Raw genomic sequence first — 13,296 nt, 5'->3', positions numbered from 1 at the left:
TCCTCGGTCCTCAGGGGTCCTGGGGCGGTGCGGTGGCCGGGCGTGCGCGGTGCCCGCCCGCCGGCGACGGTGCGTCCCCCGGTGGGGGCGCACCGGACGGCTCAGGCCGCGCCGGTGATGGTCGCGGTGAGCTGCGAGAGGGGCTCGCTCACGGCGTCGACCGCCGCGGCCAGCGCCTTGATGTCGTCCTGCGCGAGCGCGTCGTACGTCGGGAAGCCGGTGTCGACGCTGCCCTGCTCGGCGAGGAGCGTGCGCAGCGCGGCGAACCGCTCGTCGAGCGTCGCGACGAGCTCGGCGTCCTCGGCCTCGGCGACGTCCCGCAGCACCTCGACCGCGACCCACGCCCCGTCGACGTTGGCCTCGAAGTCCCACAGGTCGGTGTGCGACCAGATCTCCTCCTCGCCGGTGACCTTGCCGCCGGCGACCTCGTCGAGCAGCTCCTTGGCGCCGTTGGCGATCTGGAACGCCTCGAACGTGAAGTCCTCGGCGTTGACCTGGTCCGCGAGCTGCTGGGTGTACCGCACGAGGTCGGCCGCGGCCGCCTGGCGCTGCTCGGGGGTCAGGGGCGTGTAGGCGACTCCGCCGTTGTCCTCGGGCGCCGGGGCCCACAGGTCCTTCTCGACGTAGTGCCAGCCGCTCCAGGCCTGACCCTCCTCGAGGTCGGCCTCGCGCAGGTCGAGCAGCGGGTCGAGGTCGCCGAACGACTCGGCGACGGGCTCGACGCGCTCCCAGTGCACGCGGGTCGGCGCGTAGAGCTGGCGCGCGGCCTCGTCGTCGCCCGCGACGTACGCGTCGGCGAACGCCTGGGTGCCCGTCACGAGGCTCGCGACCTGGTCCTTGACGTACGCGACGTACGACGCCTCGGCGGTCGCGAGCTGCTCGGCGGTGTCGCCCGTCGGGCCGACCTCGGCGCCGGAGTCGGTCACCGTGAACTCGGCGCGGATGCCGTCGCCGACCATGCCGGGCTTGCACGCGGTGAAGTAGCTGCCCGGGCGCGCCTGCACGACGAGGTCGCGCGTGAGGCCGGGGCCGATGTTCTCGACCTCGGAGATCACGCGCAGGCCGTCCTCGCCCAGCAGGTAGAACTCGGTGATGTCGTCGCCCGAGTTCGTCACGGAGAACGTGAGCGTGCCCGAGGGCGCCTCGGTCGCGGAGACGGCGCAGTCGGTCGCGGACGAGTCGACCGTCAGGACGCCGTCGCTCGCGCCGTCGGTCCCGTCCGCCGCGGACGCGGCGGGCTCGTTCGCGACGCAGCCCGCGGCGAGGGGCAGCACGAGCACGGCGAGGGCGGCTGCGGTGAGGGCGGGGCGGGGCATGACGGTCCTCCGGGGGCGCGGCGGGTCTGCGGCGGTGGTGCGCGCGCGGCGGCGGTCGGCCGGGGCGCGTCGGGCGGTCGGCGGGGCGGGTGCCCGCGACGACGGGGTGCTCAGGCGGGGGCGGCGGCGGTGCTCACGGCGGGGGGCGGGGTGCGCGCCGGCGCCGGCGGACCGCCCCACGTCGTGCGCATGAAGAAGAAGGCGGTCGGGACGACGTACGCGACCCACGCGGCGAGCTCGAGCCATGTCGTCGCGGGGGAGAAGTTGAAGACGCCCTTGAGCAGCGTGCCGTACCAGCTCGACGGCGGGATCGTCGCCGAGACGTCGAACGCGAGGTTCGACAGGCCGGGCAGGATGCGGGCCTCCTGCAGGTCGTGCACGCCGTAGGAGAGGACCCCGGCGGCGACGACGACGAGGAAGAGCCCGGTCCACGCGAAGAACGTGCGCAGGTTCAGGCGCACCGCCCCGCGGTAGACGAGCCAGCCGAGCACGACGGCGGTCGCGAGCCCGAGCGCCGCGCCGAGCAGCGGCGACGTCGACGAGCCCGTGGCCTTGGCGCCGGCCCACAGGAACAGTGCGGTCTCGAGCCCCTCGCGGCCGACGGCGAGCAGCGCCATGACCACGACGGCGCCCTTGCCGGCGCTGACCGCGTCGTCCAGGCGGCTGTGCAGGTCCGCCTTGAGGTGCCGGGCGGTCTTCGCCATCCAGAAGACCATCCACGTGATGAGCCCGACGGCGACGATCGACAGCGACCCGCCGATGGCCTCCTGCGCCTCGAACGTCAGGCCCTGGGGGCCGAACGTGAGCAGCGCGCCGAAGCCGAGCGAGACCGCGGCGGCGATGCCGACGCCCGACCACAGCGCGGGCAGCAGGTCCCGGCGCCCGGTGCGCACGACGTAGGCGACGAGGATCCCGACGACGAGCGCCGCTTCGAGGCCCTCGCGCAGGCCGATCAGGTAGTTCGCGAACATGGTGGCTCTCGCTCCAGGGCCGAGGGGCCGCTGCCGGCAGGTGAGGAATGCCTTACCTCACCCGGGAATGTACTGCACCCGCGACGCCGGGCGGGAGGCGTCTTGCGGACGCACGCGTGTGAGAGCGGTCACCCGGGCCGTCGCGTCGCCGGGCACCCGGCGCGGCGTCGCACCCGGGCCGTGCGGCCAGGTCGCCCGGCGTCGCCGGGGTCGCCGAGCCGGGAGGCGTCAGGCCGTGCGGGCCGTCGCGAGCCGCGTGCGCAGGGCGGGCCACGCGTCGGCGAAGGCGGGCAGCAGCGGCAGCGCGGCGACCTCGGCCGCGGGGACCCACCGCACCTCGAGGCTCTCGGCGTCGGTCACGGCCGGTTCGAACGCGGTGACGGCCTCGGCGAGCACCGTGGTGTAGCTCCAGGTGCCGTGGTCCAGCAGGTGCGTCCCGAGCACCCGCACGGCCCGCGCCGGCACGCCCGCCTCCTCGTGCGCCTCGCGCAGCGCCGCGTCGGCGGCCGACTCCCCGGGCGCGCGCGCCCCGCCCGGCAGCCCCCACGTGCCGCCGTGGTCGCTCCACAGCGCGCGGTGCTGCAGCACGACCGCGTCGAGCGACCCCGTCGCCGCGTCCCAGCGCCCGAGCAGCAGCCCGGCGGCGCCCAGCAGCCCCCAGTGCCGCCGCCCGCACGCGCACTCGACCCAGCCGTCGCCCGGGAGGCGGTGGTGGTGCGGCACGTGCTCTGTCACGCCGTCGGCCTGTGACCCGTCAGCCGACGATGTCGCAGATCGCGGTGCCGGCGCTGACGCTCGACCCGACCCCCGCGGCGAGGCCGGTCACGGTGCCCGCGCGGTGCGCGACGAGGGGCTGCTCCATCTTCATGGCCTCGAGCACGACGACGAGGTCGCCCTCGGCCACCTGCGCGCCGTCCTCGACCGCGACCTTGACGATCGTGCCCTGCATCGGCGAGGCGAGGGTGACCCCGCCCGCGCTCGCGGTCGCCCGCGACGGCGCACGCCGGACCGGTCGGCGCGCGGAGCCGTTGGGACGCCCCCGGCCGCCGCCGAGCGCGAGCGCCGACGGCAGCACGACCTCCAGGCGCTTGCCGCCGACCTCGACGACGACGCGCTCGAACGACTCGGGCTCCTCGGGCTCGGCCGGCCGGGTGCCGACGGGGGCCACCGGGGCCCCTGCGAGCCCGGGCAGCCGGTCCGCGAACTCGGTCTCGATCCAGCGGGTGTGCACCCGGAACGCCTGCTCCGGGTCGGCCGGGACGAACGCGTCCTCGTCGAGCACCGCGCGGTGGAACGGCACGACCGTCGGGATGCCGACGACCTCGAGCTCGGCGAGCGCCCGGCGTGCCCGCTCGACCGCCTGGCGACGCGTGGCGCCCGTGACGACGAGCTTCGCGATCATCGAGTCGAACGCGCCCGAGACCGTGTCGCCCTCGACGACGCCCGAGTCGACGCGCACGCCGGGGCCGGACGGGAAGCGCAGGGTGGTGATGCGACCGGGCGCGGGCAGGAACCCCGCGGCGGGGTCCTCGCCGTTGATCCGGAACTCGATCGAGTGCCCGCGCGTGACCACGGAGTCGTAGCCGAGGGGCTCGCCCGCGGCGATGCGCAGCTGCTCGCGCACGAGGTCGATGCCGCTGACCTCCTCGGTCACCGGGTGCTCGACCTGGAGGCGGGTGTTGACCTCGAGGAAGCTGACGGTGCCGTCGGAGCCGACGAGGAACTCGCACGTCCCGGCGCCGACGTAGCCGGCCTCGCGCAGGATCGCGACCGAGGCCCGGACGAGCTCGGCGTTCTGCTCGTCGGTCAGGAACGGTGCGGGCGCCTCCTCGACGAGCTTCTGGTGGCGGCGCTGCAACGAGCAGTCGCGCGTCGAGACGACCACGACCGTGCCGTGCGCGTCCGCGAGGCACTGGGTCTCGACGTGGCGGGGGCGGTCCAGGTACCGCTCCACGAAGCACTCGCCGCGCCCGAACGCCGCCGTGGCCTCGCGCACCGCGGAGTCGAACATCTCGTCGATCTCGTCGGCCTCGCGCGCGACCTTGAGCCCGCGGCCGCCGCCGCCGAAGGCGGCCTTGATCGCGACCGGCAGGCCGTGCTCGGCGGCGAACGCGTGGATCTCGCGCACGTCGAGCACCGGCTCGGGCGTCCCGGCCACGAGCGGGGCGCCGGCGCGCTGCGCGATGTGCCGCGCGCTCACCTTGTCCCCGAGCTGCTCGATCGCCGACGGCGGCGGGCCGATCCAGGTCAGGCCCGCGCCGATCACGGCGCGCGCGAAGTCGGCGTTCTCGGCGAGGAACCCGTACCCGGGGTGCACGGCGTCGGCGCCGGAGCGGCGGGCGACGTCGAGCAGCTTGCCCATGTCGAGGTACGTCTCCTGGGCGCGGGCACCCTCGAGCGCGTACGCCTCGTCGGCGGAGCGCACGTGCAGCGCCTCACGGTCGGGGTCGGCGTAGACGGCGACGGAGCCGATGCCGGCGTCGCGGCACGCACGGGCGATGCGGACGGCGATCTCGCCGCGGTTCGCGACGAGGACCTTCGAGATGGGGGGCACGGCTCACCGTAACGTGGCCAGGGTCGCAGGTCCCACCTGCTGCGCCGGAGCGTCCGAAGATTGGGGATGTGACCATCGGGCGTCGACCGGTCTTGTAGGACTCCTCCAACGACGCGCCGCCGATGTCCGGTCGTGGGCCGCGCGGTTGTCCGGTGGGGACAACGCGCGGCGCCGCGCTCAGCGGGCCGGCGCCTGCCGCCAGAGCTCGGGGAGCGTCACGCCGACCTCGCCCAACAGCTCCCGCAGCAGCGGCAGGCTGAGCCCGACGACCCCGTGGTGGTCGCCCTCGATGCCGGTCACGAACGCGCCGCCGAGCCCGTCGACCGTGAACGCACCCGCGACCGCGAGCGGCTCGCCCGTCGCGACGTACGCGTCGATCTCGTCGTCGGTCAGGTCAGCGAAGTGCACGACCGTCGAGGACGTCGCGCCCAGGGTCCCGCCCGTGCCGCGCCCGCCGTCCGCCGCGCCGGGCCGGTCGTCGATCAGCCAGTGCCCGGTGTGCAGCACGCCGCTGCGCCCGCGCATCGTGCGCCAGCGGGCGACGGCCTCCTCGGCGCTCGCGGGCTTGCCGAAGATCTCGCCGTCGAGCTCGAGCATCGAGTCGCAGCCGAGCAGGAGCAGGTCGTCGTCGGCCTCGTCCTCCGCGGCGGCGCCCGCGTCCCCGGCGACGGGGGCCGCCGCGAGCGTGCGGGCGACGTCCTCGACCTTGGCCTGCGCGAGCACGAGCACCGCGTCGGCGGGCTCGAGCGCGCCGAACCGCTCGCGCGCGGCGGCGAGCGTCGCCTCCTCGTCGACCGTGGAGACGGCGACGAGCGGGTCGATCCCGGCGGCGACGAGCGTCGCGCGGCGGGCGGGGGAGGCGGAGGCCAGGAGCAGTCGGGTCACGGCGTGCGAGCCTACCGACGGGTCGCCGGCGGTGCCCGCGAGCACCCGCGAGGCGGCGCCGGGCCCGGCCGCCCGACGCGCCCGCGGGGTCGACGCGTTTCCTGTGAATCCGCGCCGCACGGCGCCCTGGGACCTTCGATTCTCGACCTGCGCGCCCGGCGTGGGCGATGATCGGGCGGACACCTGCTCACCGACGCACCGCCGCGACCGGCTCGAGCCTCGACGGACCCAGAGGACCCCTGCTGCCATGACCGACGTTCTCGACCCCACCCCGCCGACGACGGCGGGCCGCGTCCGCGAGCTGCGGCACTCGCGCGGCTGGATCTTCGGCACGATGCTCGTCTCGGCGCTGCTGAGCCTCACCGCGTCGCTCGTGCTCTCGATCGAGGCCATCACGCTCGCCAAGGACTCCGAGGCGGTGCTGGGCTGCGACATCAACGCGGTGATCAGCTGTGCGACGGTCGCGAACTCGTGGCAGGCCAAGCTGCTCGGCTTCCCGAACGCGTTCCTCGGACTGATCGCCGAGCCGGTGGTCATCACGATCGCGGTCGCCTCGCTCGGCGGCGTGCGGTTCCCGCGCTGGTTCATGTTCTCGGCGCAGCTCGTCTACCTCATCGGCGTGGTCTTCGCCTACTGGCTGTTCCAGCAGTCGCTGATGGAGATCGGCGCGCTGTGCCCGTGGTGCATGCTCGTGACGATCTCGACGACGCTGGTGTTCGCGTCGCTGCTGCACTTCAACATCCGTGAGGACAACCTGTACCTGCCACGCGGGGTGCAGCGCTGGGCCAAGGAGTTCGTCGACGCGGACAACGACGTCATCGTCATCGCCGCGTGGCTGATCCTGCTCGCCGCGCTCGTCGTCCTGAAGCACGGCGCCGCGCTGTTCGCCTGAGCGAGCACCCCACGAGCGCCGACCGCGGCGCACCGATCTCCCGACGGGGACGATGAGAGTTTTCTCATCGTCCCCGTCGTCGTCCGGGGGGCTCGGAGGCCCGGTCTGCTGCCCATCGCGGTGTGGGAAACCGCGTGGCACCTGCTGGGACGGCGCCTCCCGCTGCCATGGACGCGGTGATCTCGCGGTGAGATCGCTCCCATGGCTCACGCGCGCGACCGTCTCAGTGTCCGAGATGTCCGTATACGCGTGACCCACCACGTGGGTTGACTCCGCTGCCGACAGGGGGGTCGGGCGGCTCGAGGTCGAGGAGCCCGGCCGCACGAGGACGTGCGGGGCCGGTGCGCACGGGTGCCAGGGGGCAGCGATGAACGTGCGTGCAGGCCGACGTGGTGTCGGCGTCGTGGTGGGTCGGGCGCTCGCGGTCGCGGTCGCGGCCACGTCGATCAGCCTGGTGCCGGTCGGCGCGGGGGTGGCGGTCGCGGAGACGCCGGTGGCGACCGAGGGGGCTCCGCCGGTCGAGCGGCCGCTCCCCCCGACCGCCGTGCGGACCGGCGACGGGCTCGACGCTCCGGTGGAGCCGCCCGCGGTCGACGCCGCCGCGGTCCCTGGTGACGAGGCGGCCTCGTCGCGCGTCGCCTGGTGGTCCGGCGCGCCCGCCGCACCCGGGCTGCTCGTGCCGGCCGCCGACGCCGTCGATGCCGCCGCTCCCACCGACGTCCCCGAGCCGGCGGTCCCGCCGGCACCCGGGGCTGCCGTGGCCGAGGGCGCCGCGACCGACGTCCTGCTGCGCTCGGGCTACCTGCTCGGTGACACCTCGCTCGTCACGTACTTCGACGCCGACGTGGCCGACGGCGACCCGACCTCCTGGGCGCGCTGGTTCGCCACGGTGACCGACGCCGAGACGGGCGCGACCCAGGTCTCCAACTACCTCGACCGCGACGACCTGGCTCGCTGCGGCTCCCCCCGCGAGTTCTGCCGCAGCTTCGGCGCCGCCGACGGCTGGGTCCTCGACGCGACGCGCACCTACACGGTGACGATCACGGTGCTGGACGACGCGGGCGAGCGCGCGGACTCGGCGCCCTCGGCAGCAGCCCGGCCGCGCACGACCGTCGTCCCGCCGAGCCTCTCGGCCGAGCAGGCCGCCGGCTGCGCGTGCCCCAACGTCCTCGGGCGCACCGTCGACGGCCAGGAGCTGCGCGGCGCGCTCGTCAACACCGGCACCGGCGCGTTCAACCGCACCGAGGCGGACCTGACGATGTCCGGCTTCGGCATCCCGTTCCAGGCGGTGCGGTTCTACTCGTCCGCGAACCCGGGCGTCGGCATGTTCGGCGCGGGCTGGACGTGGACCTACGACGCCCGGGTCGAGGCCGGCGACGGTGCCGGCGCGGTGCGGGTGCGCGCGGAGGACGGCGCCGAAGCGGTCTACACGCGGGCCGTCGACGGCTCCTACGAGCGGCCGGCCGGCGTGCGCGCCGTGCTGACCGACCGCCCGGGCGGCGGCTGGGTGCTCACCCCGCCCGACCAGCGCCGGCTCGAGTTCGACGCCGAGGGCGTGCTGCTGTCCGTGAAGGACGCGCGCGGTCACGGCGTCACGCTCGCCTACGACAGCGCCGGGCTGCTGTCGACGGTCACGGACGCCGCCGGCCGGGTCGTCCGCGTCGAGAACCGCCGCGACGTCGAGGCGATCAGCAAGATCACGCTGCCCGACGGGCGCAGCGTGCAGTTCGACTACGAGTCCGGCCGCCTGGCGAAGGTCCAGGACGCACGCGGACTGACCTGGAGCTACCGGTACTCCGGCGGTCGCCTCACCGAGGTCACGAACGCACGCGGCAAGCGCGACGTCGCGAACGTGTACGACGCGGCCGGCCGCGTCACGCAGCAGACCGACGCGTCGGGCGCTGCCAGCACGTTCGCCTGGGACGCGGGCGAGCAGGTCGGCACCACGACGGACCCCGACGGCGTCGTCTCGGTCGACGGCTACCGCGACAACGTGCTGCTGTACTCGCGCAACGGCAACGGCGAGACGGTCACGTACCGGTACGACGCCCGCCTCAACGAGGGCCTCGTCGTCGACCCCGACGGCAACCAGGCAGCGGCGTCGCACGACCCGAACGGCAACCCGGTCGAGCGCGTCGCCCCGGCGCCGTTCGAGTACGTCGAGCGCAACGCGTTCGACGCGGGCAACAACCTCACCGCGCACACCGACGGCCGCGGTCACACGTGGTCGTACGCGTACAACGCCGAGCAGGAGCTCACGGGCCAGAAGGACCCGGAGCAGACCGACGGCTACTCCTACGTCTACGACGCGCGGGGGCTGCTCGCCCGCCGCACGGACCCGCGCGGCAAGGTGACGCGCTACGAGTACGACGCGGCGGGAAACCGCACCGCGGAGGTCGCCGCGACCGGCCGGCGCACCGAGTTCACGTACGACGGGACCGGCCGCATGGTGTCGGTCGTCGACCCGCGCGGCACGGTCGCGGGCGCGAGCAAGGACTCGTACCGCACGCGCGTCGTCTACGACCACCAGGACCGCGTGCTCGAGCGGTTCGACCCGGGCAAGAACGCCCAGGTCCGCACGACGTACGACGAGCTCGGCAACGTCGTGGTCGTGACCGACCAGCTCGCGAACTCGTTCCGGTACACCTACGACGACTCCGGCCGGCTCGTCACGCTCAAGGACCCGGTCGGCAACGTCACCGAGCACACGTACACGAAGGCGGGCCGGACGGCCTCGGTCACCGACGGCGAGGGCAACCGCACGTCGTGGACGTACGACGGCCAGGGACGTGTGAGGACCGAGACGCTGCCGCTCGGCAACCAGGCGCAGCGCGACGGCGAGTCCGACGCGGACGCGAGGGCCCGCCGCACCGCGTACACGACGACGTTCCACTACGACTTCCGCGGCAACCTCATCCGCGCGGAGCGTCCGGACTCGCAGGGGCGTCTCGTCCAGGTCGACACGCGCTTCGACGAGCTGGGCCGCCCGGTCCAGCAGATCGACGAGCTCGGCGCGACGACCGGTATCGGCTACGACCCGTCCGGCCACGTCACGAACATCTCCGACGAGACGGGCGAGGACCTCGGCTTCACGTACGACAAGGCCGGCCGCCGCACGGGTGGCTCCGGTGTGGAGTCGCCCGCGCGCATCGAGTACGACCAGGCCGGCAACCCGACGCGCCAGGTCACGGCGTCGGGCGGCGTGGTCACGTGGGAGTACGACGACGACGGGCGCCTGGTGGCGATCACCGAGCCGCGCGGCCACGTCGCGGGCGCCGACCCTGCGGCGTTCACGACCCGGTACACCTACGACCCGTCGGGCAACCCCGTCGAGGTCCGCGACCCGCTCGGTCACGTCACGAAGGCCGCGTACGACGCCGTCGGGCGTCTCGCGTCGATGACCGACCCGACCGGCTCGGTCGTCCGCTACGGCTACGACGCCGCCGACCGGCTGACGTCGGTGCTCGGCCCGGACGCGAGCGGTGAGCAGCAGTCGCTGCGCTACCTGTACGACGCGAACGGCCAGGTCATCAAGCGCCGCGACCCGCTCGGTCACGAGGCTGCGCTCGAGTACGACCGCGCCGGACGGACCACGGCGACGACCGACCCGCTGGGGCGGCGCCGCGAGTACGTGTACGACGCGAACTCCAACCTCACCCGGCTCGTCACGGCCCGCGTCGTCGAGGGCGACCCGCGCGTCGACCCGAACCGCGAGGCACGCACGGTCTTCCTCGCGTACGACACGCTCGACCGGCTGACGTCGAAGACGCTCGGCGCTGCGGGCCAGGCGTTCACGTACGGCTACGACGCGAAGAACCGCCTGGTCTCGATGGCCGACGCGAGCGGGGTGCGGGAGCACACGTTCGACGCCACGGGCCTGCTCACGGCGGCGACACGGACGGGCGTCGACGGTGCGGTCGAGACGTTCACGTACGGCTACGACGACCAGGACAACCTGACGTCCCGCACCTACCCGGACGGCACGACCGTCGACGCCACCTACGACGTCGCCGACCGCCTCACCTCGCTGACGGCGAGCCGGGCCGGCACGAGCGCGGCGTACGGCTTCGGGTACGACGTCGCCGACCAGCTCACGTCGATCACGTTCCCGGAGTCGACGGGCCTGACCGAGGACCGCGAGTACGACGCGGCGGGCCGGATGACCCGCACCGCCACGACGCGCGCGGGCGGCGAGGTCGTCTCGTCGCACGAGCTCGACCTCGACGCCGCGGGCAACCCGACGCGGATCACCGCGGCACGGACCACGACGCCGGGCGGGACGCAGGTCACCGAGGCGACGTCGTACTCGTACGACAAGGCCCACCGCCTCACCTCGGCCTGCTACGGCGCCCAGAGCTGTGCCCCGGGCGCCGCCGCGGCCGAGCGGTTCGACTACTCCTACGACCTGGTCGGGAACCGGAAGACCCAGAAGGTCACGACGGCGACCGGCAGCGCGAGCACCGCGTACACCTACGACGCGGGCGACCAGCTCACCCGCGAGGTCACGTCGATCACGGGCCAGGTCACCGGCCTCGCCGACGTGCGCCCGGGGACACGGGAGTACGCCTACGACGCGGAGGGCAACCAGACCCGCGCCGGCGACGAGCGGTACACGTACAACCTCGACCGCTCGCTCGCCTCGGCGACGGTCGGCGGGAGGTCGACGCAGTACGCCTACGACGGTGCAGGCATGCGGCTCGGCTCGGTCACGCGCGCCGAGGGGCAGACCTCGGGCGCGGGGACCGCGACCGACTGGTCGTGGGACATCGCGGCGGGCATGCCGATGCTGGCCACCGAGACGCTGTCCGACCTCGGCGCGGACGGTGCCGAGACCTCGTCGTCCGCGACGTCGTTCCTGTACGCGCCCGACGGGTCGCCGCTCGCGCTGTTCGACGGCGCGGCGACGGGGGAGGGCGCGGGGTCGGGCGGGTTCTCCTCCTACGTGCGTGACTGGCTCGGCGGCGTGTCGGGGATGGTGTCGGAGTCGGGTGCGCCGCAGTGGGCGTACGACTACGACCCGTTCGGCGGCTCGCGTGGCACGGACCTCGTGGGCGGCGGCACGCAGCTCGACGCGGGTGCACCGAGCAACCCCTTGCAGTACGCGGGCGGCTACCGGGACGTGACGCAGTCGGACCGGTACCAGCTCCGGGCCCGGAACTACGACACCTCCACGGGCCGGTTCGACTCGGTCGACCCGGTCGTCGGCTCGGGGCAGAACGCGGCGGTCTCGTCGTACGCCTACGCGGCGAACCGTCCGACGTTCACGACGGACCCGACGGGCATGGCCCCGGAGAAGGGCACGGGCACCGACGCGGGCACGAGCGCGACGGACCCGTTCGCGGGTCAGCGGGCGGCGGCGAAGAAGGCGGTCGCCGAGGCGGAGGCGCTGGTCTCGCAGATCGGCGACGAGATCATCGGCCTGGTCCTGGACCTGATCGGGTACACCGACGCGAAGAAGTGCGTGACCGAGGGCGACGTCGGGGCGTGCATCTCGACGGCGCTGAACGCGGTGCCGTGGGGCAAGCTGTTCAAGGCGGCGAAGGTCGCGATCAAGGCGGTCGGGGTCGGCAAGCGCCTGGTCGAGGGATACTCCAAGCTCAAGGCCGCCCGGCGCGCGCTGGACGACATCCCCGCGGCGACGAAGGTGACCCCGGACGCCGCGGCGGTCTCGAAGGCGAACACCGCGGCGAAGCAGGCCCAGGACGCCGCCGCGTCGACGAAGACGGTCGCGACGAAGACGACCAAGGAGGTCGCGTCGGCGAAGAAGGCCAACGCCAAGGCCAAGAAGGGCGACGCGTGCGAGCGGCCCAGCTCCTTCCCGCCGGGCACCCGGGTGCTCCTGGCCGACGGGACCACCCGGGCCATCGAGGACCTCGAGCCCGGAGACACCGTCGCCGCCACCGGCCCGGAGGGGTCGACCGGTGCGCGGCAGGTCGTGGCATCTGTCACCTCCGCCGGCGCCAAGCGGATGATCGACCTGGAGTTCGCCGGCGTCGGCGGGGGCGGACCGGCGACGACCGCTGACGACGCCCTGGCCGAGAAGGTCACCGCGACCGAGGCGCACGAGTTCCTCCGGGTCGACGGCACCTGGGTCGAGGCCGCTCAGATCGTCGTCGGCGACAGGGTCGTGGCGAGCGACGGAACCACCGTCACAGTCACCGCGGTCCACGACAGGTCCACCTTCGCCCGGGTCCACAACCTCACTGTCGACACCGACCACACGTACTACGTGCAGGCGGGCGACACCTCCGTCCTCGTGCACAACTGCGGTACGCAGCCCTCGGGCGGCCGGGCGTGCGCGTGCTCCAACCCGTCGCAGGGCCCGGGCAACGCCTACAGCGTCGCCTACGAGACCCGGCTCTCGCGAGGTTCCTACCCGGGCAAGACGCGCGGCGACCACTTCCGGGAGTCGAACGAGAACCTGCTGGCCGCGATGAACGGGGACGCAGACTTCGACGCGATGATGGAACGGATCATCCCCGGCATCCGCAACCAGATCCAAGGGGCCCGTGGTGGGGTGAGCAGCGAGAGCCCGAGCGCGCTCGGGTGGACCTGGCACCACCACGCCGACCCTGGGCGGATGCAGCTCGTCCCGATGGGTCAGCACAGTGCCGGGGGACGCTTCCGTGACCTGTTCCACCCCGGCCGCAGAGGCGGCTTCAAGATCTGGGGGTAGCT

General features: G+C 74.0%; 7 protein-coding genes. 2 read left to right on the top strand and 5 right to left on the bottom strand.

Annotated features, from left to right (window positions below):
- Positions 1 to 101: 101 nt before the first annotated feature.
- From efeO to CCE01nite_RS17430, 5 genes are all read right to left on the bottom strand, one after another.
- Positions 102 to 1,316 (bottom strand): iron uptake system protein EfeO, encoded by a 1,215-nt coding sequence (efeO, locus tag CCE01nite_RS17450; protein ID WP_141372754.1) that lies wholly within the window; start codon positions 1,314 to 1,316, stop codon positions 102 to 104.
- Positions 1,317 to 1,426: 110 nt separating this feature from the next.
- Positions 1,427 to 2,287: an iron uptake transporter permease EfeU gene (efeU, locus tag CCE01nite_RS17445; RefSeq protein WP_034632639.1), complete on the bottom strand. Its 861-nt coding sequence runs from the start codon at positions 2,285 to 2,287 to the stop codon at positions 1,427 to 1,429.
- Between the two features lie 228 nt (positions 2,288 to 2,515).
- Positions 2,516 to 3,022, bottom strand: a complete 507-nt coding sequence (locus tag CCE01nite_RS17440; protein ID WP_084142832.1) for an NUDIX domain-containing protein — start codon at positions 3,020 to 3,022, stop codon at positions 2,516 to 2,518.
- 19 nt (positions 3,023 to 3,041) lie between these two features.
- Positions 3,042 to 4,841: an acetyl/propionyl/methylcrotonyl-CoA carboxylase subunit alpha gene (locus tag CCE01nite_RS17435; protein ID WP_034632633.1), complete on the bottom strand. Its 1,800-nt coding sequence runs from the start codon at positions 4,839 to 4,841 to the stop codon at positions 3,042 to 3,044.
- A gap of 177 nt (positions 4,842 to 5,018) precedes the next feature.
- The gene (locus CCE01nite_RS17430; RefSeq protein ID WP_034632643.1) at positions 5,019 to 5,726 is read right to left on the bottom strand and encodes a nucleoside triphosphate pyrophosphatase; all 708 of its coding nucleotides are present in this window, start codon (positions 5,724 to 5,726) and stop codon (positions 5,019 to 5,021) included.
- A 247-nt stretch (positions 5,727 to 5,973) separates the two neighbouring features.
- Between CCE01nite_RS17430 and CCE01nite_RS17425 the strand changes: the two genes are divergently transcribed.
- Both CCE01nite_RS17425 and CCE01nite_RS17420 read left to right on the top strand, forming a co-directional pair.
- Complete coding sequence (locus tag CCE01nite_RS17425) at positions 5,974 to 6,618, top strand: vitamin K epoxide reductase family protein (protein WP_034632629.1); 645 nt, start codon at positions 5,974 to 5,976, stop codon at positions 6,616 to 6,618.
- 367 nt (positions 6,619 to 6,985) lie between these two features.
- Positions 6,986 to 13,294, top strand: a complete 6,309-nt coding sequence (locus CCE01nite_RS17420) for a DUF6531 domain-containing protein (protein ID WP_141372753.1) — start codon at positions 6,986 to 6,988, stop codon at positions 13,292 to 13,294.
- The last annotated feature ends 2 nt before the right edge of the window (positions 13,295 to 13,296 follow it).

The organism is Cellulomonas cellasea, assembly GCF_006538745.1.
Classification (GTDB): domain Bacteria; phylum Actinomycetota; class Actinomycetes; order Actinomycetales; family Cellulomonadaceae; genus Cellulomonas_A; species Cellulomonas_A cellasea.
Note: the sequence above shows the minus strand (reverse complement) of the source record. Positions and strands in the feature narration are given on the sequence as shown.